We start from the raw sequence: 22,989 nt of genomic DNA, 5'->3' as shown, positions 1-22,989 counted from the left end.
GATAGTGCCCTCGCGCGACCGACTGCTCCGTTGAGGATGGGGATCACGGGCGCTCCAGGATGATCGACGTGCCCTGGCCGACGCCGACGCACATCGTCGCGAGGCCGCGGCGCGCGCCCTCGCGCTCCATGCGACCGAGCAGCGTCACGACGAGGCGCGCACCCGACGAGCCAAGCGGATGCCCGAGCGCGATCGCGCCGCCGTCGGCGTTGACGATCGTGTCGTCGAGCCCGAGCCGCCGGATGACGGCGAGCGACTGGGTCGCGAACGCCTCGTTGAGTTCGACCGCGCCGATGTCGTCGATCGTGAGCCCCGTGCGCGCGAGCAGCTTCTCGGTCGCCGGCACCGGGCCGAGCCCCATGATCTCGGGGGCGAGGCCCGCGCTCGCGCCGCCCACGATGCGGGCGCGCGGCGTCAGCCCGAGGCGACGCACGGCATCCTCGCTCGCGACCACGATCGCCGAGGCGCCGTCGTTGAGCGACGACGCGTTGCCCGCGGTGACGACCGAGCCGCCCGCGACGACGGGCCGCAGCGCTGCGAGCCGCTCGAGCGTGGTGTCGCGGCGCGGGCCCTCGTCGACCGCGACGTCGCCGCGCTTCGTGGGCACCGCGACGATCTCGTCGGCGAACCGCCCGGCGTCGATGGCGGCGATCGCCCGCTCATGCGAGCGCAGCGCGAAGGCGTCGGCCTCGGCGCGGGTGATGCCGTCGACGCGGGCGACCTCCTCGGCCGTCTCCGGCATCGCGTAGGTCGCCTTGTCGCGCGCTAGCAGCTTCGGGTTGGCGAACCGCCAGCCGATCGACGTGTCGAACGCCTCGCCCGGCTTGGCCCACGGCTTCTCCGGCTTCGCCTGCACCCAGGGCGCCCGCGTCATCGACTCGACGCCGCCGGCGACGACGATGTCGGCGTCGCCCGAGCGGATCATCTGCGACGCCATGATGATCGCCGACATGCCGGATGCGCAGAGCCGGTTCACCGTGATGCCCGGCACGGAGTCGGGCAGGTCGGCCAGCAGCACGGCCATGCGCGCGACGTTGCGGTTGTCCTCGCCCGCCTGGTTGGCGCCGCCGAGGATGACCTCGTCGATCAGACCGGGGTCGATGCCCGCACGGGCGACCGCCTCGCCGAGCACGAGGGCCGCGAGGTCGTCCGGGCGCACGCTCGCGAGCGCGCCGCCGTAGCGTCCGACCGGCGTTCGAGCGCCGCCGATGAGGAAGGCCTCGGGCATGGGACTCCTGACTGCGTCGTCAACGGCCGCGAATTAGTGACCGATCGTTCAGGAATAGCGTAGGCCCCGTCGGATGCCCTCGCAACCGCGCCGGGCGCGGCGTCAGCTGCGGTGCGGCTGCCGCGTGGGGCGAGAGCCGGAGAGCCACACGACCGCGGCCACGGCGAGGCCGAGCACGAGCATCGTGCCGGCAGCGAGCGCGAGCACCGTGAGGGCGATCTGGGCGAGCGTCCCGAGCAGGGCGAACAGCGACATGGTGGGCTCCTCTTCGTCACCTCCGACGCTATGGATCGGTGCCGTCCCGCCGCGTCCTCCCGCGGTCGCGCGCGGGTCATCCTGCGGGATGATCGCCGTCGCTCGCGCGGCCCGTGCCATGCTCGACCCATGCCGATCGAGCCCGACACGAAGGACTGGACGTGGGTGCTCCGCGAGCGCTGCGACGAGTGCGGGTTCGACCCCGCCGCGGTGGAGCGCGACGCGCTCGGCCAGCGCATCCGGGAGGCCGCCGCGGCGATGCATGCGCGCCTGCACGGTGATGCGGTGACGACGCGACCCGACGACGCCACCTGGTCGCCGCTCGAGTACGGCGCGCACGTGCGCGATGTCTGCACGGTCATGCACGGCCGGCTCGAGCAGCTGCTCGCCGAGGACGACCCGGAGTTCGCGAACTGGGACCAGGACCGCGCCGCGATCGACGGCGACTACACGAGCCAGCAGCCAGAGCACGTGGCGGTCGAGCTCGACCTCGCGGCGGCGGCCTTCGCGAGCGCGGCGGATGCGGTGCCCTCGGATGCGTGGGAGCGGCCGGGCAGGCGGTCGAACGGCTCCGTCTTCACGGTCGAGACGCTGCTGATCTACGCGCTGCACGACCTCGAGCACCACGTGCACGACGTGCGGCCGCTCGCCGCGTAGCCGCTCGGCCCTCCGCTCGTCGCGTAGCTCGGTGACGAAGCCGCCGCGCGCATCGAGACGATCCGTGTCCTGATCTCGATACGCGCGCGGCCTGCGGCCGCGTGCTACTCGATCAGCAGTGCCGCACTCAGCCGCGGAACGCGCTCAGCCCCGTCAGCGCCTGCCCGATCACGAGCGTGTGCACCTCGTCGGTGCCCTCGTAGGTGCGCACGCTCTCGAGGTTCGCCGCGTGCCGCATGGGGGAGAGGTCGAGCGTGATGCCGTTGCCGCCCAGCAGCGCCCGCGCCTCGCGGCAGATGTCGATCGCCGCTCGGCAGGAGGCGAGCTTGCCCATCGAGATCTCGTGCGGGCGCAGCAGCCCCGCGTCCTTGCGCCTCCCGAGGTGCAGCGCGAGCAGCTGCGCCTGCTGCAGTGCCAGCACCATCTCGGCGAGCCGGGCCTGCGTCAGCTGCATCCCGGCGAGCGGGCGGCCGAAGACCTCGCGCTCGCCGACGTAGGCGAGGGTCGTCTCGAGCGCGTCGCGCGCTGCGCCGAGCGCGCCCCACGCGATCCCGAAGCGCGCCTCGCTCAGGCACTCGAACGGCGCCCGCAGGCCGCGGGCATCCGGTAGCCGCATCGACTCGGGCACGCGCACGCCGTCGAGCGCGATGTCGCACTGGATCGACGCCCGCATCGACAGCTTCGGCGCGATCGGCGTCGCAGTGAATCCAGGCGACGACGTCTCGACGAGGAAGCCGCGCACCCCCTCGTCGGTCTGGGCCCAGACGACGGCGACGTCGGCGATCGACGCGAGGCCGATCCAGCGCTTCGTGCCGTCGAGGATCCAGTCGTCGCCGTCGCGGCGCGCGACCGTGCGCATCGCGCCGGGGTCGCTGCCGGCATCCGGCTCGGTGAGCGCGAAGCAGCCGATCGCCGAGCCGTCGGCCATGCGCGGCAGCCAGGCGTCGCGCTGCGCGTCGGACCCGTGCTTCGCGATCGCCGTCATCGCGAGCGATCCCTGCACCGAGACGAACGTGCGGATGCCGCTGTCGCCGGCCTCGAGCTCCGCCATTGCGAGGCCGTACTCGACGGCGCTGCGGCCGGCGCATCCGTGGCACGTGAGGTGCATGCCGAGGAGTCCCTCGGCGGCGAGCGCCGGCACCAGCTCGCGCGGGAAGTGGCCGCGCTCGAACCAGTCGGCGATGTGCGGCTTGACCTCGCGGTCGACGAGCGCGCGGATGCGCGACTGCACGGCGCGCTCCTCGTCGCTGAGCAGCGAGGCGATGTCGAGGAGGTCGGTGGTCATGGGAGGGAGTCTGGCAGGCGGGAGGTGTTCGATCGGCGGGGAAGTGGTCTCGATGCGCGGCCGACTTCGTCGGCTGCTATTCGACCAGCAAGGAGGGGTGGTCTCGATACGCGGCCGACTCCGCCGGCTGCTACTCGACCAGCACGGGGGGCTAGACCGCGAGGTCGGCGACCGTCTTGTCGGCGCGGAGGCCGCGCCAGACCGGGTGCCGCAGCGCCCCGGACGTGGTGCGCTCGGCGTGCTCCACCTCGCCGACCGCCGCGCGCACCCAGCGCACCTTCTTCACGACGTCGGCGGGCACGCCGTCGACGGCGGGCGTCGTCCTCCGCGGCCGCAGCTGGTCTCGCAGCCGGTCGCGGTCGGCCCCCGAGAAGCCCGACCCGACGCGGCCGGCGTACTGCAGCCGTCCGCCCTCGCCCGGTCGTGCGAGCACGAGCGAGCCGACCGTGCCGGCGAGCGACCCGTTGCCCTCGAGCCAGCCGATGACGACGACCTCCTCCATCTGCTGGTGCTTGAGCTTGCGCCAGTCGTCGCTCCGCCTGCCCGGCCGGTAGCGGCTGTCGTGCCGCTTCGCCATCACGCCCTCGAGCCCGCGCTCGGCCGTCACCTCGAGGATCCGCTCGAGCGATCCGCGCAGCGGCTTCGAGATCTTCACGCGCGCGCTCTCGTGCACGAGGGCGTCGAGCCGCGACTGCCGGTCGTCGAGCCGCTCGTCGAGGAGCCGCTCGCCCTCCTCCTCGAGCAGGTCGAAGAGCATGATCGTCGCCGGCGTCGCCTTCGCGGCCCGCGCCGCCTGCCGCCCGCTGAGCCCGCCGCGGTCCTGCAGCGCCTCGAAGTCGGCCGCGCCGCGCTTCAGGATGACGATCTCGCCGTCGAGCACCGCATCCGTCGCGACCGCGGCCGGCACCGCCTCCACGAGGTCGGGGAAGGCACCCGACAGGTCGCGGCCGTTGCGGCTCAGCAGCCGCACGGTCGTGCCGCTGCGCTCGACGATCACCCGCCAGCCGTCCCACTTCACCTCGAACGACCACTCCCGCTCGTCGTCGATGGCGGATGCGTCGCTGAGCGACGCGAGCATCGGCCGCAGGTCGGTCACGCGGTCGCCCTTCGAGCGCCCGGAGCCGAGCTGCTTGCCGAGCCGACGCTTCGGCGGCGCCGCCTGGGCCGTGTCGGCCTCTGCATCGACGTCGGCATCCCCCGCCTCGCCCTGCGCCTCGCGCGCCTCGGCCGCCTTCGACGGCGCGTAGCCCTTCAGCCGCGCGTCGCGCTCGGCGTCCTGCTCCTTCATCCGGTGCACGAGCCACTGCCGCTTGTCCGCATCGGTGCGGATGAGCGCGAACCGGTACGGGTCGCCGCCGAGTCCGCCGTCGGGCCGGCCGTGCAGCGTGGCGATCACCTCGTCGTCGCGCCACTTCTCGAGCTCGTACGTGCCCGCGTCCCAGATCTGCACCGTGCCGGCGCCGTACTCGCCCTTCGGGATCGTGCCCTCGAACGAGCCGTACTCGAGCGGGTGGTCCTCGGTCTGCACGCCCAGGCGGTTCTGCTTCGGGGTGGACGGGAGCCCCTTCGGCACCGCCCACGACACGAGCACGCCGTCCTGCTCGAGCCGGAAGTCGTAGTGCAGCCTGCTCGCCTGGTGCTTCTGCACGACCCACGAGCGCCCGTCGGTCGAGGTGGGCGGCTCGGCGGGGACGGGCTCGGGCGTGCGGTGCGCCGAGCGCATGCCGCGGTACTTCGCGAGCCGGTCGGGCGGCGGGTCGAGCGACGCGATCAGGTCGCCGTCGCGCTCGAGCCGCTCGAGCACCTCGGTGTACTCCAGCTGCTGCAGGCCGCCGGCCTCGATCTCGTCCCAGGTGCGGGGGGCGGCGACGGTCGGCAGCAGCCGGCCGCGCAGCGAGTAGGGCGCGACCGTCGTCTTCGAGCCGGAGTTCTGGCTCCAGTCGAGCAGCACCTTGCCGGTGCGGAGCGACTTCTTCATGTCGCTGACGATGAGCTCGGGATGCATCGCCTCGAGCGAGCGCGCGAGCTGGTGCGCGACCTCGCTCGCCTGCTCGCTCGTCACCGTGCCGTCGAGCCGCGCGTACATGTGGAGGCCCTTCGACCCGCTCGTGAGCGGCACCGGGTGCAGGCCGATGTCCTCGAGCAGCTCGCGCACCCAGAGCGCCACCTGCGCGCAGTCGTCGAGGTCGGCGCCCTCGCCGGGGTCGAGGTCGAGGACGAGCCGGTCGGGGTTCTGCCGGTCGCCGTCGAGCATGCGCCACTGCGGCACGTGCAGCTCGAGCGCGCCCATCTGCGCCATCCACGCGAGCGCGGCCGGCTCGGACAGCACCGGGTACTGCTTCGGCCCGGTCGAGTGCTGCAGCTCGACCGTCTGGATCCAGTCCGGCGCGCCCCGCTCGAGCGTCTTCTGGAAGAAGACCTGCCCCGGCTTCTGCTCGGTGCCGACCCCCTCGACCCAGCGCTTGCGGGTGACCGGGCGGCCGCCGGCGTGCGCGATGAGCGGCCCGGATGCGCGCAGCACGTACTCGAGCACGTCGCGCTTGGTCGTGCCGGTCGACGGATACAGCACCTTGTCGGGGTTGGAGAACCGCAGGCTCCGCCCGCCGACGACGATGCGATCGGCCGCCGCCACCTCAGGCGGACTTCCGCTTGCTCGCCGCCGTGGACTTCGCCGCCGGCTTCTTGGCCGCCGTCGTCTTCGCCGCCGGCTTCTTGGCCGCCGTCGTCTTCGCCGCGGGCTTCGAGGCCGGCGACTTCGCCGTCGACTTCGCGGCGGGCTTCTTCGCGGCCGGCTTCTTCGCCGCCGCCTTCGCGTCCGTGGACTTCGCCGCCGACGACCTCGCCGTCGTCGACCTCGACGTGCGCTTCGCCGGCGCGTCCTTCGCGGCGTCCTCCTCCTCGGCCTCGTCCTCCGCGTCGTCCGCGTCGCCCTTCGCGCTCGACCCCTTGCGCTTCTCGACGGAGCGCTGCAGCGCCTCGAGCAGGTCGATCACCTCGGCGCCCTCGTCCTCCTCGGTCTCGCCGAAGGTCGCGGCGGTGTTGAGCGCGTCACCCTGCTCGAGCTTCGCCTCGACGAGGGTGCGCAGCTGCTCCTGGTACTCGTCGACGTACTGCTCCGGCTCGAAGTCGGCCTCGAGGTCGCGCACGATCGAGCGGGCGAGGTCCATCTCGCGCTTGCCGACCGTGACGTCGTCGTCGAGCGCCGAGAACTCGGCCGCCCGCACCTCGTCCGACCAGCGGATGGTCTGCACGAGCAGCACGTCGTCGCGCACCCGCATCGTCGCGAGCCGCGTGCGCTGCCGCAGCGAGATGCGCACGACCGCGGTGCGCTCGGTCTCCTCGAGCACGCGGCGCAGCAGCACGTACGCCTTCGGGCTCTTGGAGTCGGGCTCGAGGTAGTAGCTGCGCTCGAACAGGATCGGGTCGATCTGCTCGTTGGGCACGAACTCGAGCACCTCGATCTCGCGGCTGCGCTCGGCCGGCAGCGCCTCGAGGTCCTCGCCGGTCAGCACGACGGTCTGCTCGCCGTCGTCGTACGCCTTGTCGATGTGCTCGTACGCGATCTTCTTGCCGCAGACCTCGCACTTGCGCTCGTACCGGATCCGCCCGCCGTCGGCGTCGTGCACCTGGTGCAGCTGCAGGTCGTGCTCCTCGGTCGCCGAGTAGAGCTTCACGGGCACATTGACCAGCCCGAAGGTGATCGAGCCCTTCCAGATCGCGCGCATGTGCTCACTTTCCACGATCCACCTGGACTTCCACCAGCCCCCGAGCCTGGGAGTCGATCGCGCTCGCGCGTGCGGTCGGCGTCCAGGGTGCGGGGGGATGATCCGCGCATGACCCTGCAGCATCCTGTGCGGCGCGCTCCTCGCACGTTCGGCGTAGAGGAGGAGGTGATCCTGCTCGAACCGGGCTCGCTCGCGCCGGTCGACGTCGCCGACGAGGTGATCGCCGAGCTCGAGCACTCCGATGCCGACGTGCACTGGATCACCCACGAGTACCTCCGCGCGCAGGTCGAGTTCTCGTCGCCCGTGCTCGCCGATGCGGATGCGGCCGATCGGGTGGTGCGGGAGTTCCGGCGCGCGGTCGCGGGCGCGGTCGCGCGCCGCGGGCTGCTGGCCGCGAGCTCCGGCACCGCGTACGGCGCCGGCCGGTCGGCCACCGGGGCGGGCGAGCGGTACGCGCGCTTCGCGCAGGAGCTGGGCGCCATCCATCCCGACCACCGCATCCAGGGGCTGCACGTGCACGTCGCGGTCTGGTCGCGCGAGGAGGGCGTCGCGGTGATGCGCGCGCTGCGGCCGTGGCTCGCGCCGCTCCTGGCCCTCACCGCGAACTCCCCGTGCTTCGGCGGCATCGACACCGGCTTCGCGAGCTGGCGCACCATCGTGGGGCGCCGCTTCACGACGGCGTCGGTGCCGCCGGCGTTCGCGGATGCCGCCGACTACGACCGGCGCGTGCGCGCCCTCGTCGGCCTCGGCGCGACGCTCGACCGCTCCTCGATCTTCTGGATGATGCGGCTCGCCGAGCGCTACCCGACGGTCGAGCTGCGCGTGTTCGACGCGCAGCTGACCGCCGACGAGACGGTCGGGGCCGCGCTGCTGGCCCGGGCTCTCGTGGAGTCGGCGGCCGCCGGTGACCTGCCGCATGCGGCGGCGGCCGCGCACGCCGAGCACCTGGACGCCGCGGTGTGGCACGCCGCGCGCCACGGGCTCGACGACGTGCTCGTCGACCCGGTCACGGCATCGATCGCGCCCGCCCGGCACGTGATCGAGCGCATGCTCGACGCCGTGCGCCCGGCGCTCGACGCATCGGGCGACCGCGATCGCGTCGAGGCGCTCGTCGCGCGGCTCCGCGCCGAGGGGAACGGCGCCGCCCGGCAGCGCGCGGCGCTCGCGGAAGGCGTGCCCGCGCTCGAGCGGCTGCTGCGCACGAGCTTCGCGCCCCCGGCCGCCGCCTAGGCCGCGGCGCCGCCGGGTTCTGCCGTCGCCGGGGCCGGGCGCCGAGCGCTACTCGACCGGCGCGATCGGCGGCGTCGACGACGACGCGGCGGGGCGCAGGTGGGCGTCGAGGAACGCGAGCGTCGACGACCAGGCCGCGGCCGAGGCATCCGCGTCGAACCGGCGCTCGATCTGCGCGTTCTGGAAGCCGTGCACGGCCCCCTCGTAGTGGCGCACCTCGATGCCGTCGAAGCCCTCGGCCGTGAGCCGCGCCTGCAGCTCCTCGGGCGATTCGCGCCCGGTCCAGTCATCGGTCTCGGCCAGCTGGAACAGCACCGGCACCCGCGGCGTCACGGTGCCGCGGGTCGTGCCGTAGTAGGCGACGACCGCGTCGAGCGATCCCTGTGCGGCGTAGGCGAGGGCGATCGTGGCGCCCATCGAGAAGCCGACGACGCCTGCGCTCGGGCTGCCGAGCGCCCGCGCCTCGCCGATCGCCTCGCTCACGAGGTGGAGGGCTCCGGGCAGGTCGTCGAGGCGCTCCCGCAGCAGCTCGCCGGCCTCGTCGTCGTCGGTCGTGGTGCGACCGCCGAAGAGGTCCGGCACCGCCACGCGGTAGCCCTCCGCCGCCAGCCGAGCGGCGAGCTCGTCGATCCACGGCAGCCGGCCGTTCCAGTCGTGCGCGAGCACGACGAGCGGTTCGCCCTCCTCGCCGTGCCAGGTGGTCGCCGTGCCGGACTCGTCACTGGACTCGCGCATGCTGCTCCCTCGGTCGGTGCGGCCACGCTAGCCGAGGCCGCAGGGCGGATCGGTCAGGATCCGGCCGCGGCGCCGCCGGTGAGCGCGTACTCGGCCGCCTCGAACGCGCCGTAGTCGCGCCCGCGCTGCTCGGCGGCGCGCAGGCGCTCGGCGTGCCCCCGTTCGGCGAGCTCGTCGAGGTAGCGGGTGTGGAAGACGAAGGCGGGCGCGTCGAAGACGGCGGTGCGAGCACGGATGGCGGCGGCCGCGCCGGCGAGCACGCCTGCCCGATCGACGTCGTCGCGCGCTGCGGCCACGGCCGCGAGCCCCTCGAGGCCGTAGGCGATGCCCTCCTCGTGCCGCAGTCCGACGGAGGTCGCGACGGCGTCGAGGAACAGCGGCTCGGCGTCGTCGCGCGCCCCGGTCAGCAGCAGGGCCCGTCCGAGGTGATGCGTGGCGACGCTCGCGGTGAACCGGTCGCCGCTGCCGACCGCGGCCTCCACCGCTCGCCGGAAGTCGGCGGTCGCGGCCTCGAGGTCGCCGGTGAGCACCGAGATGCGCCCGAGCGCGACGAGCGCGAGCGACTCGCCCCAGCCCGCGCCGAGCTCGCGGAACCGGCGCGCGCCGTCCTGCAGCCATGCCGAGGCCTGCGGGATGTCGGGGTCGGCCGTGTTGATCTCGGCGAGCCCGGCGGTGGCGACCGCCATGGTGGCGCCGAGCTCGTCGCCGCTGTCGGCGAAGGCCTGCGCGGCGCCGAGCAGCGCCGTCGGGATCTCGTGCGAGGGCGCGAGCCACATGTCGCGCCACGACACGTAGAAGGTGGCGATCGCGGTCGCGCGCGGCGAGACGGCGCCGGGCGGGCTCGCCACCACCTCGTCCATCCACATCGCGACCTCGATGAGGAACTCGCCGACCCACCAGTAGAGGAACAGTCGCCACGCCATGTCGGCGGCGGTCTCGACGTCGCCGCCGCTCGTGAGGTGCCGCACCGCCGTGCGGAGGTTGCCGCGCTCGAGGTTGAGGCGCGCGACCGCGCCGACCTGCTGGCTGAAGCCGAGCCCGCGCCCCTCGCGCCGCGCGAGCTCGAGGTAGACGGCGGCGTGCGCGTCGCGAGCGGCCTGCTCGTCGCCGGCCTCGCGCAGTCGCTCGACGCCGTGCTCCCGCACCGTCGCGAGCATCGAGAACACCGGCTCGCCGCCCATGTCCTCCTGCCGCAGCAGCGAGCTGTCGACGAGCGTCTCGAGCACGACCATGACGTCGGCGTCCCAGCCGCGCGCCTCACCGAGCGCCTCGATCGACTCGAGCGTGAAGCCGGGCGAGAAGACCGACAGGTCGCGCAGCACGCGCCGCTCCGGTTCGGTCAGCAGGCCGGTCGACCACTCGATCGTGGAGCGGAGCGTGCGCTGCCGCGGCGGGAGGTCGCGTGACGCGTCGACGAGCAGCGGCAGCTGGTGGTCGAGCCGCTGCAGGATGCCGGCAGGCGTGAGCACCCGCATGCGCGCAGCCGCGAGCTCGATCGCGAGCGGGATGCCCTCGAGCACGCGGCAGATGCCCACGATCGCCTCCACGTTCGCGGCGGTGACCTCGAAGTCGGGCTTCACCGCGTGCGCGCGCTCGACGAGCAGCTCGACGGCGGGGGAGGAGCGCGCTCGCGCGATCGAGTCGGGCGACGCCGGGTCGTGCGTCGCGAGCGGCGGCACCTCGACGACGCGCTCGCCGCGCACCCGCAGCACGGCCCGGCTCGTCACCAGGAACGACGCATCCGGGGCGATCGTGAACAGCCGCACGACGATCGGCGCGGCGGTGACGAGCTGCTCGAAGTTGTCGAGCACGAACAGCATGCGGCGCCCGCGCAGCGCGATGGCGAGCCGCTCCTCGAGCGGCAGCTCGCCGGTGTCGCGCACGCCGATGGCCGCGCCGATCGCGGGCAGCAGCAATGCGGGCTCGAGCACGTTCTCGAGCGGCACGAACGCGGCGCCGTCGGGGAAGCGATCGCCGTCCTGCGCGGCGGCCTCGGCCACGGCGATCGCGAGCCGGCTCTTGCCGATGCCGCCGGGTCCCAGCAGCGTCACGAGCCGGGTGCCGGGGTCGGCGAGCAGCGCGAGCGTGTCCCGGACCTCGCGCTCCCGGCCGATGAGCCGCGTGTACGGGGAGGGGATGCGGGCCGCGAGCAGGTCGAGCGCTGCGGGGACCGAGGCGTCGGGCGTGGGCACCGGGCGGGCGACGGCGGCGTCGAACCGCTCGGCGAGCAGCGTGGCGAGGTCGGCCTCGACGAGCTCGGCGAGGTCGTCCGGCGAGCGGTACGTCTTGTAGGAGGCCGTGTCATCCGCCTGGATGCGCTCGATCAGCTCGTCGAGGCGCGGCTCCCGCGTCGCGCCCTCGCGCAGGTAGATGAGCCGGGGCATCGACGGCCGCACGAGCCGGTACTCGTCCTCGAGGCCCGAGACGTCCTCGCCCGGCGCGACCCACCCGTAGCGCTCGGCGTAGATGCCGACGAAGACGTCGCTCTGCTCGAGGTAGGCGCGGTAGAGGTCCCGGGGCGGGTGCGGCCTCGCGCCGAGCTCGAACATGACGGGCGCGAGCCGCAGCCGCTCGATCGCGCCGCGCACCGCTCGCCGCTCGGCCTCGAGCTCGCGCAGCGTCGACGAGACGAAGACGCGCAGGCGCTGGTCGGGAGTCCGGATGCGCGCCCGGCCGCCGTCGCTCACCAGCTCGCCAGCGCGGGAGCGATCTGCTCGCGCTCCTGCTCCGGCAGCGCGAGGGCGATCGCCTCGGCGACGCTCAGGTCGCGGCCGTACCGCTCGCCCGCGGCGACGCCCTGCGGCTCCGTGGCGCGGATGGCATCGAGCTGCGGCATGTGCACGGTGAACGCCTCCGCGTCGAAGACGCCGATGCGCTGCCGGATGCCGTCGGCGACCGCCCACAGCGTGCCGGCGCGCTCCGCCTCGCCTCGTGCCGCGGCCACGGCGCAGAGCCCCTCGAGGGCGTACGCGACGCCCTCCTCGAAGTGCAGCCGCACCGAGACGAGCAGGGTGCGCACGCAGCCCGCCTCCGCCGCGTCGATCTCGCCGCGGACGAGCTGCAGGCGCGCCTGGTGGTTGCCCGCGACGGACACCGTGAAGAGGTCACCGACCGACTCGGCGACCTCGGTCGCCCGGTCGAAGCACGACTGCGCGTCGTCGGTGAGGCCGCGGAGCCACGCGAGCCGGCCGCGGGAGACCTCCGTGATCGCCTCCGCCCAGGGGTTGCCGAGCTCGCGAAGCCGCTCCACGGCCTCCCGCAGCTCGCGCTCGGCGGTGTCCAGGTCAGGGAGCGGCAGCTGCAGGCGCGCGGTCGCGCGCGCGGCGACGGCCATCGCCGCGGCGTCGCCGTCCTCGCTCTCGGTGAACAGGCGCACGCACTCGCCGAGGCCGGCCACGACCTCCTCGGTCGGGTGCTGCCACATCTCGCTCCAGAGCGAGAAGAACCACGCGACCGCCCGGGTGTGCGGGGTGATGGGCTTGTCCTTGCCGAGCAGCTCGAGCATCCAGACCCGCACCTCGCCGAAGAAGCCCGCGATCCACCAGTAGACGAGCAGGCGCCACGCGAAGTCGCCCGCGTCGTCGAGGCGGTCGATGTGCACGAGGTGCCGCACGGCCGCGCGGAGGTTCGGCAGCTCGAGGCCGAGCTGCACGACCGCGTCGCCCTGGCCCGCGCCGCGCAGGCCCGGGGCGACCGCCGCGACCAGGGCGCTGTAGTAGTCGGCGTGCGCCGCGCGCATCCGCCCCGCCTCGCCGTGCTCCTTCAGCTGCCCGAGGGCGTACTCGCGCACGACCGCGAGCAGCGAGAGCACCGAGCGGCCGCCGATCTCGGCCTGCTTGACGAGCGAGGCGTCGACGAGCGCCGCGATGCCGTCGATCGCCTGGCCCTCCCACGGGCGGCCCTTGCCGAGCGCCTCGACCGCCTCGAGCGTGAACTGGCGGGCGAAGACCCCGAGGTCCTCGAGCATCGCCCGCTGCTCGGGCGGCAGCAGGCTCACGCTCCAGTCGATCGTGGCGCGCATCGTGCGGTGCCGGCTGGGCAGATCGCGCGCGGCCGCCGTGAGCAGCGGCAGGCTCTGCTCGAGCCGCTGCGCGATGCCGCGCGGGGTCAGCAGCCGCACCTTCGCCGCCGCGAGCTCGATCGCGAGCGGCAGCCCCTCGAGCCGCCGGCAGATGTCGGAGACCGCGGCGGCGTTCTCGTCGGTGAGCTCGAAGTCGGGCTTCACGGCCTGCGCGCGGTCGACGAACAGCGCGCCGGCGGGGGAGCGCCGCACGCGCTCGGGGCCGGCTCGCGCGACGGCGTCGGGCACCGCGAGCGCCTTGACGTCGTACACGCGCTCGCCGCGGATCCGCAGCACGGTGCGGCTCGTGACGAGCAGCGACACCGTCGGGGCGACCGCGAAGAGCCGCACGAGCAGCGGCGCCGCCTCGACGATCTGCTCGAAGTTGTCGAGCACGAGCAGCACGCGCCGGCCGGCGAGCGCTCGCGCGATGCGCTCCTCGAGCGCCGCCTCGCCGGTGTCGCGGATGCCGAGCACGTAGGCGATCGTGGGCACGAGCAGCCCGGGCTCGAACACCCCCTCGAGCGGCAGGAAGTAGCGGCCGTCGGGGAACAGGTCGGCGGTGCTCTGCGCCACCTCGATCGCGAGCCGGCTCTTGCCGATCCCGCCCGGCCCGATGAGGCTCACGAGCTTCGTGCCGCGCTCGAACAGCTCCCGCACCTCCGCGATCTCGCGCTCGCGGCCGATCGTCGTGGTCGGGGGCACGGGGATGCGCGACTCGGGGGTCGGCGGGATCTCCTCCGCGCCGCCCTGCGGCTGCAGCTTCGACTCGTCGAAGCGCTCGGCGAGCAGCGTCGCGAGGTCGTTCGAGACCTTCTCCTCGAGCTCGGCGGCCGTCTCGAACGGCAGGTAGGCGGCGGAGTCGTCCTCGCGGATGCGCGCGATCAGCTCCTCGAGCCGCGGCTCCCGGTGCTCCGAGGCGCGGATGTAGATGAGCTTCGGCATCTCCGGCGGCGCGAGGTTGTACTCGTCCTCGAGCCCCGAGACCTCCTCGTCGGGCGCGACCCAGCCGTAGCTGTCCGCGTAGATGCCGACGAACACGTCGCTCTGCGACAGGTACGAGCGGTAGAGCGCGCGGGGCGGGTGCGGACGCGCGCCCAGCTCGAACATGACGGGGGCGAGCCGGATGCGCTCGATCGCCGCTCTGGCGGCACGGCGCTCCTCAGCGAGCTCACGGAGCGTCGAGCTCACGAACACCCGGAGCCGCTGGTCTGGGGTGCGGATCACGGGCCGGTGGGCGCCGGTCATGGCCACATCTTGGCCCCGCCGCGACGCGGACGCCAGATCCTTGATGAGAAACCATCGACACTCTTGAGCGTTAGCGTGGGGTCATGAACCGAGATGGGCGGTCGAGCGCCGCGGCGTCGGCCAAGGATGCGGCTGGCTGGGCGACCGACAAGGCACAGGATGCGGCGGCGGGTGCCGAGCGGCATCGCGCGGCGGACTGGGTCACGGGTGCCGGTCAGATCGCCAACGGCATCGTGCACTTCGCGATCGGCGCCATCGCGCTCGGCGTCGCGTTCGGCGGCGGCGGCTCGGCCGATCAGTCCGGGGCCATGCGGGCGATCCAGGAGTCGCCGCTCGGCAGCGTGGCGCTCTGGGCGGTCGGGCTCGCGCTGATCGCGCTCGCGCTGCTCGCGTTCGTCGCGGCCGTGGCTGCGTCGCGCCGCGGGTGGAAGGACGCGCTCAAGGAGGCCGGACGCGGCGTGGCCTACGCCGCCGTCGGTGCCACGGCGCTCGTCGTCGCGACGGGCGGCACCTCGGACGGCGAGTCGCAGACCGAGTCGTTCTCGGCGCAGCTCATGTCGAACCCGTTCGGTGCCCTGCTCGTCGGTCTCATCGGCGCGGGCATCGCCGCCATCGGCGTCTACTTCGTCGTCAAGGGCGCCAAGCGCAAGTTCCGCGAGGACGTCGCGCCGCCCGCCCGCTGGCGCCGCCTCGTCGACGTCCTCGGGACCGCCGGCTACATCGCGAAGGGCGTCGCGATCGTCATCGTCGGTGCGCTCTTCGTCATCGCGGCTGTGCGGCACGACCCGGAGGAGGCCGGTGGCCTCGATGGCGCGCTCCAGTCGCTCACGACCGTGCCGGGCGGCGTGATCGCGCTCATCGCCATCGCGGTCGGGCTCATGCTCTACGGCGTCTACTGCTTCGCCCGCGGCCTCTGGTCACGCTGAACCGGCGGACGATGACGGGCGACGCGCGGCCGGAGGTGCCGGCGCGCGCCGACGGCGCGGGCGGCGCATCCCACAGCCCGGCACGCAAGGCGCAGGACGCCGCAGCGGGAGTCGAGGACCACCGCGCGACCTCCTGGGTCGAGGCGGCGGGGCAGTCGGCGAACGGCGTCGTGCACGTGGTGATCGGCGGCATCGGCCTGAGCGTCGCGTTCGGGGCTGGCGGCTCGGCCGATCAGTCCGGTGCGATGCGCGCCCTGCGCGAGACTCCGGTCGGCGGCCTGGCGCTGTGGGTGGTCGGGGTCGCGCTCGTCGCGCTCGCGCTGCACGCGTTCGTGATCGCCGTCGCGGACTCGCGCGACGAGCGGCGCAACGCGATGCGCGCGGCGGGCCGCGGCATCGGCCACGCGGTCGTCGGCGGCACCGCGCTCGTCTTCGCGCTCGGCGGGTCGGTCGACGGCGAGGACGCGACGGAGTCGTTCTCGACGGGCGTGCTGCAGCATCCGGTCGGGCCGTGGCTGCTCGGCGTCGCCGGACTGGTGATCGCCGGCGTCGGCATCGCCTTCGTGATCCGCGGCGCCCGGCGCACGTTCTTCGAGGACGTCGCCCCGCCGCGGCGCTTCCGACGCATCGTCGAGGCGCTCGGCGCCCCGGGCTTCATCGCGAAGGGGGTCGCGGTGACGATCGTCGGCGGCCTGTTCGTCGTCGGGGCCGTGCGGCACGACCCGGGCGAGACCGGCGGCCTCGACGGCGCGCTCCAGTCGCTCACCACGGTCCCGGGCGGCGTGGTCGCGCTCGTCGCGATCGCCGTCGGACTGATCGTCTACGGCGTCTACTGCGTCGCGCGCGGCGTCTGGGCGCGCTGAGCCGGACCTACTTGGCTCGGCCCTGACGCGGGTGGGGCATGATCGGGTTCCGCAGCCGCGCGAGCCGCTTCGCGAGGTCGGCCGGGCGCACCCCGCGCTCGTTCAGGTCGTCTGCGGACAGCTCGTCGAGCGTCGCCTGCGGGCCGCGCTCGAGCGGGCGCCCCGCTGCAGGAGCGTCCCCGGCGTCTTCCGCCGCATCCTCCGGCGCCGACGGAACGTGCGGTGCGTGCTCGCCGTGGGCCGCGCCGCGCAGCCGCGCATCGAGCGCGCTCAGGTCGGGGCCGGTGGACTGCAGGTCGCGGCCCAGTGTGCGCAGCACGCGCACGGTGGTCTCGTAGTCGGCGTCCGAGACCGAGGCCTCGGTGCGGCGCGCGACCTCGGCGTCGCCGAGCGACGCGCGCGCCCGCTCGATCGCGGCAGCCGCGAGGTCGATCCAGTCCTCGAGGCGCCGATTGCGATGTACCGCCATGGTCGCCTCCTCCGCCGATCGTCGTGCCTCCATCTTCCTCCTCCAGGCTGAGCGCGACATGGGCGAGATGGCGGGCGATACGCTCGGCGCGTGCTGCTCAGCGACCGCGACATCCGCGCCCGACTCGCGTCCGGCGACCTTGCCCTCGACCCCCTCGACCTCGGCATGGTGCAGCCGTCGAGCGTCGACGTGCGGCTCGACAAGGGCTTCCGGCTGTTCGACAACCACAAGTACCCGTTCATCGATCCCGCCGAGGACCAGCCTGAGCTCACGCGGCTCGTCGAGGTCGGGCCGGACGAGGCGTTCATCCTGCACCCGGGCGAGTTCGTGCTCGGCGCCACGTACGAGCGCGTGACGCTCCCGGACGACGTCGCCGCCCGCCTCGAGGGCAAGTCGTCGCTCGGACGCCTGGGGCTCTTGACGCACTCGACCGCTGGCTTCATCGACCCGGGCTTCTCGGGCCACGTCACGCTCGAGCTCTCGAACGTGTCGACGCTGCCGATCAAGCTGTGGCCGGGCATGAAGATCGGGCAGGTCTGCTACTTCCAGCTCTCGTCGCCCTCGGAGCACCCGTACGGGCAGGGCCCGAACCTCAACCGCTACCAGGGGCAGCGCGGACCGACGGCGTCCCGCTCGTTCCAGAGCTTCCACCGCACGCGGATCGACTGAGGCTCGGGCGATGGCCGGGCCGCTCCGCGTCGAGCACGAGGTCGAGGTCGCGCGATGGGTGCAGGAGGCGCTGCGCGAGGACTTCTCGGTCAGCGCGGTCGTGCCGCCCGTCTTCGAGGCGTGCGCGCGCATCCTGCACCCGGCGTCGCTCGACGTGCCGACGGACGAGATGGATGCGTGGGGCAACCTCCAGTTCGCGTCGCGCGAGATCACCTGGGCGGAGGCTGCCGAGCTGATCGGCGATCGCGCGAGCCGCAGCCAGCCGTACACGGCGTGGCTCGCCCGCTTCGGCGAGCAGCAGTTCGAGATGCCCGATGGTGGCTGGCTGAACGAGCCGCACCAGGGCGACATCCCGCTGCCGCTGCTGACCGCGCTCGCGCAGTTGCTGCTCGACGAGCACGGCGAGGCCGACGTGCTCGCCGCGGTCTGGGAGGGGAGCGGGCTCGACATGAGCTCGGTCAGCGTCTTCGCCGCGGCTGATGACTCGATGAGCGGTCTGCTCGCCGACTGGCGCGCTCGGCGCGACGCCGAGGATGCGCACATCGCCGAACTGCGCGCGTCCATCGATCCTGACGTCGTCGACGCGATGCGGCATGGCCACGTACTCGGACTGCCGAGGGAGCACCAGGGGCGCGGGCACGTGCTGCTGCGCGGGCGGCTCGTCTCGTTGACCGACCCGACGTGGGTCGAGGCAGCAGGGCTGGGCTGGCGGCCCGGAGGGTGGGAGGGCGACGGGCGCACGCCCAACCTGCTCTGGCCGGCCGAGCCCGACGCGTCTCCCGCATGGATGGTCGCGACCGACCTGGACCTCGACACGACGCTCATCGGCGGCAGCGCGCGGCTGATCGGCCGGGTGCTCGCGCATCCGTCGTTCGAGGCGGAGCGGGTGCTGCCGACCGACCCGCTGGTGTGACGCACGAGGACGCCCTCGCCGAAGCGAGGGCGCCCTGGTGCTCGGTCAGAGTCAGCGCTGGTGGCGCAGATCCATGCCGATGCGCCGCAGCGTGCGCATGGTGGTGACGTAGTCGGCGTGGCTGACCGTGGTCGCGATGCGGTGCTGCAGCTGCTCCGGCGTGAGGCCGGAGTGGCGGATGCGCCGCGCAGACTTCACGATGCTGCGCGCGAGCGTCGGCCGTCCTCGACCGCCGTGGCCGAAGCCGTGGCGGTGCGGGGCGAAGCCGTGCTCCCGGTGGGCGAAGCCGTGCTCCCGCGGGCCGAAGCCTGGAGCGGAGCCGAGCGGCTGCTCACCGTGGTCGTGGCCGTGGGGCTGCTCGCCCGGGCCCCAGCGGTGCCCGCGCGGGTGGTCGGCACGCGCACGGTGATCGCCGTGCTCGCGGCCGAAGCCGTGCCAGTCGTCGTGGTGACCGTGCTCGCGGCCGAAGCCGTGCCGGTCGTGGTGGCCGCGGCCGCAGCCGTGTCCGGCGGGGTGCCGGTGTGCGTCCGGGTCGTGGTGCGGGTGCTCGGCGTGCTCGTGCTCCGCAGCGTGGTGCTGCTCGGCGTCAGGCTCGTGCGGGAGCGGGGCAGCGTCGTGCTGCTCCGGAGCGTCGTGCTGCTCGGCAGCGTCGTGCTGCTCGGCAGCGTCGTGCTGCGCGGGAGCGGTGCGGTCGAGCCCGTCGGTGGGCTGACCGTCGTCGGTGACGTGGTCGTCGGATCGCATGGCGATCTCCTCTCGATGGTGGGGCGGCCATCCGGCCGCTGCTGCAACCCGTCCGGAGGGCGGTGCAACTACATGTCATTGTGCATGTACATGTAGAGTGACATACATGTCGGACGGACGTCAAGAGCCCAGCGCGGATCCCAGCCCCGAGACCCAGCAGATCGCCGATGCGCTCGATCGCATCGGCATGCGCCGGCCGCCGCGGCCGGGACGCGGCGGACCGCCGTTCGGACCCGGTGGGCACCCGATCGGGCACGGCGGACCGCACGGCTTTGGACCGCGCGGCCATGGCGGACCTTCGCACGGTGACGGTGGCCAGGACGACCTCCGCGGCGACGGTGCGAGCCGCGGAGGGCCGTTCGCCGCGCGAGGCATGCGCGGGGCGATGGGCGCTCGGCGGATGCTGCACGCGGTCGTGCGCGCTGAGCAGCCGTCGTCGATCACCGACCTCGGGCACGCCATCGGCGTCGATCAGCCGCGTGCGTCCCGGCTCATCCAGTCGCTCGCCGACGCGGGCCTGGTGCGTCGCATCCCCGATCCCCGTGACGGCCGTCGCGTCGTGATCGAGGCGACCAAGGCGGGCCGCGCGCACATCGCCGCGCACGCGGAGGAGCGGGCCGCCGAGGTCGCGATCGCGGCCGAGGCGCTCACGCCCGCCGAGCGAGCCGAGCTCGCGCGCCTGCTGACGCGCCTTGCCGACGCCTGGCCGGCGCGCTAGGCGCCCGCTTCGTCAGCTGCTCGCGAGCGTCGTGAGGGTGGCCGTCGCGGGATCCCAGTAACGGATCGCGACGGCGGATGCGTCGATGGGCTCGCCCAGGAGCGCGAGGGCGGTCGGGATGTCGACGAGGCGCAGCCGCCGGGCGAGCGTCACGTGCGGCAGCCAGCGTCCGGGGAGGAAGTGCTCGTCGTCGGCGGGCCCCGCCGCCTCGCGGATCGTCGCCTGCAGCGCGAGGAGGGCCGGGCTCGGCAGCACGGCCCGCGCGAGCACGCGGCGGTCGCCGGACCCGAGCAGCATCGGCGGGCCGAGCACGAGGGGAACGGGCACGAGGGGCACGGGGAGCTCGACCTGCTCGAGCGGCAGCGCCGGCAGCCCGACCCGAGCGAGCAGGGTCACGTGGGGCCGATTGCTCGCCGCGTCGTGCCGGGCGAGGCTCGACAGCCCTGCGTCCGCGAGCGCGGTCCACTCAGCCCGCACCTGCGCCTCCGCGCCCTCGTCGAGCAGCAGCTCGACGCTCGACATCCGGGTCTCCATCCCCTCACCCTGCCCGACTGAGCCCGCTCGAGCCTGTTTCCGGTACCGATCTGCGGGTGCACGACGCCACGACCCGCAGATCGGTACCGGAGATCAGCTGGGGACACCTCGTCGCGCCAGGGCCGCGCGGACACGCTGCACGAGCACGGCTCCGCCGTTCCGCAGGTCGGCCTTCGTCACGCGGATGACGATCCACCCGAGCGACTCGAGCAGCTCCTGCCGACGGATGTCCTTCGCCCACTGCGCCGGATCGGTCAGGTGATGCTCGCCCTCGTACTCGATCGCGATCTTCCACTCCGGGTAGGCGAGGTCGATCACTGCGCGCAACTCCTCGTCGACCCACACCTCGAGCTGCACGGCGGGCTCCGGCAGCCCGGCCGCGACGATCGCGAGCCGCGAGCGCGTCTCCTGCGGGGACTCGGCGCCGGCGCGGGCAGCGGTCACCGCAGCCAGGAATGCCATGGCACCGTGCATGCCTCGGCAGCGCGCACCGAACTCGAGGAGGGTCTCGAGGTCCGTGAACGGCCGCCGGGGCATGCGCAGATCCGGGTAGTGCGTCGACGGGGTGACGAGCGCTTCGATGAGCACCACGAGGTCCTCGTGGCTCGTCTCCCTCGCCATCGACATGACGGTCGAGGCAGGGCCCAGGAGTGGCAGTCCGTCGAGCGTGCCTGACGAGAGCCGTGTCGCGTCGAACTCGCGTGCGCGCACGCCACGTGCGCGCGTCCGCGTCGTTCCGGCCGGGACACCGATGACCAGCGCTTCAGCGCGGGTCCACCGAGAGGCGACGGGCAGCTCCCACAGCCGAGCCGACGTCATGCCGGCGAACACGTGACCAGATCGCAGGTGCTGAGCGAACGCGGCGGCATGCTCGGCGACATCTACCGGCTCTCCCCGGGTGCGCACGCCGGTGAAGGGCGTCGTCAGGTCGCGGCTGCGGAGCCTGCTCGGCGAGACGCCTCGGGTGAGCGCCGTCGCGACGGAGAACGGGCCGTCGGCGAACGGCTCGGGTAGCTCCGCACGCCGGTTCATGGGCGCATGGTGCGCCGCAACCGAGCGCGTGCGGGTCGCGTCCACCCCTGCCTGTGGACGGGAGCGTCCCCGCCCGGGTGTTTCCGTTACCGATCTGCGGGTGGATCCGCTGCGCATCCGCAGATCGGTACCGGAAACGCGCTAGTCGGCTCGGGCCGCCGCGGCGCTCGGCTCGCCCTCGATCACCGTCGGCTTCGGGTGCACCGGCAGCACCAGCAGCAGGCCCGCGACCAGCACGAGCACGATGCCCAGGATGCCGAAGCGCACGTCGCCTGCGACCGTCACGAAGATGCCGAAGAGCGTCGGTGCGAGGAAGGAGACCGCGCGCCCGGTGGTGGCGTAGAGGCCGAACATCTCGCCCTCGCGGCCCGCCGGCGTGATGCGCGCCATGAAGGAGCGCGACGCCGACTGCACGGGGCCGACGAACGTCGACAGCGCGAGGCCGAAGACCCAGAACATGCCCTTCCCCTCGACGAAGAGCACCGCGAGGCCCGAGAGCGACAGCACGATGAGCGAGATGACGATGACGATCTTCGGGCCGAACCGGTCGTCCGCCCATCCGCCGATGAAGGTGCCCGCGCCGGCCATCACGTTCGCGGCGATCGCGAAGAGGATGACCTCCTCCGACGAGAAGCCGAACACCGACGAGGCGATGATCGCGCCGAAGGTGAACACGCCCGAGAGTCCGTCGCGGAAGATGGCGGACGCCACGAGGAAGAGCAGCGTCTTCGGCGCCGTGCGGCGGATGCGCCCGATCGTGCGGAAGAGGATGCGGTACGACTCGAGCATCCCCACGCGCTTGGGCGCGGCGCCGGTCGGCGGCACCTCCGGCACCCTGAGCAGCAGCGGCAGCGCGAAGACCAGGAACCAGATCGCGCTCGCGAGCACCGCGAGTCGCACGTCGAGCGCTCCGCCCTCGCGGCCGTTCGGGATCTGCAGCACGCCGCCGGCGTCCGGGTCGGCGAGCGGGAAGATGAAGAGCACGAGCAGCAGTCCGAGCAGCACGATGCCGCCCACGTAGCCCATGCCCCAGCCGTAGCCCGACGTGCGGCCGAGCGCCTCCTTCGTCGACACCTGGTGGAGCATCGCGTTGTAGTTGACCGACGCGAACTCGAAGAACAGGTTGCCGGCGGCGAGCAGCGCGGCGCCGAGCCAGATGTACTCGGGCACCGGCGCGACGAAGCACATGCCGATCATCGCGACGATCGTCACGCCGGTGTTCACCGCGACCCACAGCTTGCGACGGCCGCCGCCATCGGACCGTTGGCCGATGACCGGCGCGAGCGCCGCGACGAGCACGCCGGCGATCGCGATCGCCCACGCCACGATCGAGGCGTTCTCGGCGAGCGCGCGCGTCAGCTCGGGGGAGCCGCTGTCACCCGCGGCATCCACGATCGCCGGGTCGACGAAGAGGTCGGATGCGATGTACCGGCTGAAGACGAAGGTGGTGATGACCGCGTTGAACGACGCTGAGCCCCAGTCCCAGAGCGCCCACGCCGTCGCGCGTCGGCTCAGCTCGCGGCGGGCGATCGGCGCCACGCCGATCTGCGACGGCTGCACCAGGTCGTCGGGTGCGGGCTTGGCGGTGACGGATGCCGCGCGCGGCTCCTGAGGGGCGCTCATGCCCCTGAGCGTACGGCCGGAAGGCGAACGAGCGGGGCGACGCGGGTGTCGCGGCGGTGTCGCGTGTCGGGGCCG

The 22,989-nt window shown here is 73.6% G+C and carries 20 protein-coding genes; 7 read left to right on the top strand and 13 right to left on the bottom strand.

The features are described from left to right. Nucleotides 1-43 precede the first annotated feature (43 nt). Both EDD26_RS04035 and EDD26_RS14605 read right to left on the bottom strand, forming a co-directional pair. Complete coding sequence (locus EDD26_RS04035; RefSeq protein ID WP_123696530.1) at nt 44-1,228, bottom strand: thiolase family protein; 1,185 nt, start codon at nt 1,226-1,228, stop codon at nt 44-46. Between the two features lie 102 nt (nt 1,229-1,330). After that, on the bottom strand, nt 1,331-1,483 hold the full coding sequence (locus EDD26_RS14605; RefSeq protein WP_170165524.1) for a hypothetical protein: 153 nt from the start codon (nt 1,481-1,483) through the stop codon (nt 1,331-1,333). A 129-nt stretch (nt 1,484-1,612) separates the two neighbouring features. Here EDD26_RS14605 and EDD26_RS04030 point away from each other — a divergent pair, with 129 nt between their 5' ends. Continuing rightward, nucleotides 1,613-2,140, top strand: coding sequence for a DinB family protein (locus EDD26_RS04030; protein WP_123696529.1), 528 nt, complete (start codon nt 1,613-1,615; stop codon nt 2,138-2,140). Nucleotides 2,141-2,267: 127 nt separating this feature from the next. On the opposite strand, the gene EDD26_RS04020 is transcribed toward EDD26_RS04030, so the two are convergent. The 3 genes from EDD26_RS04020 to ku all read right to left on the bottom strand — a co-directional run bounded on the left by EDD26_RS04020 (nt 2,268) and on the right by ku (nt 7,150). After that, nucleotides 2,268-3,425 carry an acyl-CoA dehydrogenase family protein gene (locus EDD26_RS04020; RefSeq protein WP_123696528.1) on the bottom strand — a complete coding sequence of 386 codons (1,158 nt, stop codon included), beginning with the start codon at nt 3,423-3,425 and terminating at the stop codon, nt 2,268-2,270. A gap of 151 nt (nt 3,426-3,576) precedes the next feature. Next, a complete protein-coding gene (locus tag EDD26_RS04015) occupies nt 3,577-6,057 on the bottom strand; it encodes an ATP-dependent DNA ligase (RefSeq protein WP_245989743.1) in 2,481 nt (826 codons plus the stop codon). Between the two features lies 1 nt (nt 6,058). Beyond that, nucleotides 6,059-7,150: a non-homologous end joining protein Ku gene (gene ku / locus EDD26_RS04010; RefSeq protein ID WP_123696527.1), complete on the bottom strand. Its 1,092-nt coding sequence runs from the start codon at nt 7,148-7,150 to the stop codon at nt 6,059-6,061. A gap of 108 nt (nt 7,151-7,258) precedes the next feature. Here ku and EDD26_RS04005 point away from each other — a divergent pair, with 108 nt between their 5' ends. Beyond that, on the top strand, nt 7,259-8,380 hold the full coding sequence (locus tag EDD26_RS04005) for a carboxylate-amine ligase (RefSeq protein WP_123696526.1): 1,122 nt from the start codon (nt 7,259-7,261) through the stop codon (nt 8,378-8,380). A 48-nt stretch (nt 8,381-8,428) separates the two neighbouring features. Here EDD26_RS04005 and EDD26_RS04000 read toward each other — a convergent pair whose 3' ends face one another. The 3 genes from EDD26_RS04000 to EDD26_RS03975 are packed head-to-tail and all read right to left on the bottom strand — an operon-like array spanning nt 8,429 to nt 14,423. Next, nucleotides 8,429-9,115: a dienelactone hydrolase family protein gene (locus EDD26_RS04000; protein WP_123696525.1), complete on the bottom strand. Its 687-nt coding sequence runs from the start codon at nt 9,113-9,115 to the stop codon at nt 8,429-8,431. 53 nt (nt 9,116-9,168) lie between these two features. Next, entirely contained in the window at nt 9,169-11,802 is a 2,634-nt protein-coding gene (locus EDD26_RS14985) for an ATP-binding protein (protein WP_148058692.1), read from the bottom strand. Further along, a complete protein-coding gene (locus tag EDD26_RS03975) occupies nt 11,799-14,423 on the bottom strand; it encodes a DUF4062 domain-containing protein (protein ID WP_148058691.1) in 2,625 nt (874 codons plus the stop codon). The genes EDD26_RS14985 and EDD26_RS03975 overlap by 4 nt, the downstream gene beginning before the upstream one ends. Nucleotides 14,424-14,506: 83 nt before the next feature. Between EDD26_RS03975 and EDD26_RS03970 the strand changes: the two genes are divergently transcribed. Together EDD26_RS03970 and EDD26_RS03965 are read left to right on the top strand one after the other, a co-directional pair. Then, on the top strand, nt 14,507-15,349 hold the full coding sequence (locus tag EDD26_RS03970) for a DUF1206 domain-containing protein (protein ID WP_123696520.1): 843 nt from the start codon (nt 14,507-14,509) through the stop codon (nt 15,347-15,349). 11 nt (nt 15,350-15,360) lie between these two features. Beyond that, nucleotides 15,361-16,212 carry a DUF1206 domain-containing protein gene (locus EDD26_RS03965; protein WP_123696519.1) on the top strand — a complete coding sequence of 284 codons (852 nt, stop codon included), beginning with the start codon at nt 15,361-15,363 and terminating at the stop codon, nt 16,210-16,212. Nucleotides 16,213-16,219: 7 nt separating this feature from the next. Here EDD26_RS03965 and EDD26_RS03960 read toward each other — a convergent pair whose 3' ends face one another. Beyond that, the gene (locus EDD26_RS03960) at nt 16,220-16,681 is read right to left on the bottom strand and encodes a hypothetical protein (RefSeq protein ID WP_123696518.1); all 462 of its coding nucleotides are present in this window, start codon (nt 16,679-16,681) and stop codon (nt 16,220-16,222) included. A 90-nt stretch (nt 16,682-16,771) separates the two neighbouring features. On the opposite strand from EDD26_RS03960, the gene dcd reads away from it, so the two are divergent. Both dcd and EDD26_RS03950 read left to right on the top strand, forming a co-directional pair. Then, entirely contained in the window at nt 16,772-17,350 is a 579-nt protein-coding gene (dcd, locus tag EDD26_RS03955) for a dCTP deaminase (protein ID WP_123696517.1), read from the top strand. Nucleotides 17,351-17,360: 10 nt separating this feature from the next. Next, nucleotides 17,361-18,263 (top strand): hypothetical protein, encoded by a 903-nt coding sequence (locus EDD26_RS03950; protein WP_123696516.1) that lies wholly within the window; start codon nt 17,361-17,363, stop codon nt 18,261-18,263. A gap of 51 nt (nt 18,264-18,314) precedes the next feature. On the opposite strand, the gene EDD26_RS03945 is transcribed toward EDD26_RS03950, so the two are convergent. Next, nucleotides 18,315-19,007 carry a hypothetical protein gene (locus tag EDD26_RS03945; protein ID WP_123696515.1) on the bottom strand — a complete coding sequence of 231 codons (693 nt, stop codon included), beginning with the start codon at nt 19,005-19,007 and terminating at the stop codon, nt 18,315-18,317. A gap of 373 nt (nt 19,008-19,380) precedes the next feature. Here EDD26_RS03945 and EDD26_RS03940 point away from each other — a divergent pair, with 373 nt between their 5' ends. Then, nucleotides 19,381-19,725 (top strand): MarR family winged helix-turn-helix transcriptional regulator, encoded by a 345-nt coding sequence (locus EDD26_RS03940; protein WP_245989742.1) that lies wholly within the window; start codon nt 19,381-19,383, stop codon nt 19,723-19,725. Nucleotides 19,726-19,737: 12 nt separating this feature from the next. Here the strand turns inward: EDD26_RS03940 and EDD26_RS03935 are convergent, their stop codons facing one another. The 3 genes from EDD26_RS03935 to EDD26_RS03925 all read right to left on the bottom strand — a co-directional run bounded on the left by EDD26_RS03935 (nt 19,738) and on the right by EDD26_RS03925 (nt 22,914). After that, on the bottom strand, nt 19,738-20,259 hold the full coding sequence (locus EDD26_RS03935; protein ID WP_123696514.1) for a 2'-5' RNA ligase family protein: 522 nt from the start codon (nt 20,257-20,259) through the stop codon (nt 19,738-19,740). Between the two features lie 93 nt (nt 20,260-20,352). Next, nucleotides 20,353-21,291, bottom strand: a complete 939-nt coding sequence (locus EDD26_RS03930) for an endonuclease domain-containing protein (protein ID WP_170165523.1) — start codon at nt 21,289-21,291, stop codon at nt 20,353-20,355. 141 nt (nt 21,292-21,432) lie between these two features. After that, nucleotides 21,433-22,914, bottom strand: coding sequence for an MFS transporter (locus EDD26_RS03925; protein WP_123696512.1), 1,482 nt, complete (start codon nt 22,912-22,914; stop codon nt 21,433-21,435). Nucleotides 22,915-22,989 lie beyond the last annotated feature (75 nt).

The organism is Agrococcus jenensis (assembly GCF_003752465.1).
Taxonomy (GTDB): domain Bacteria; phylum Actinomycetota; class Actinomycetes; order Actinomycetales; family Microbacteriaceae; genus Agrococcus; species Agrococcus jenensis.
Note: the sequence above shows the minus strand (reverse complement) of the source record. Positions and strands in the feature narration are given on the sequence as shown.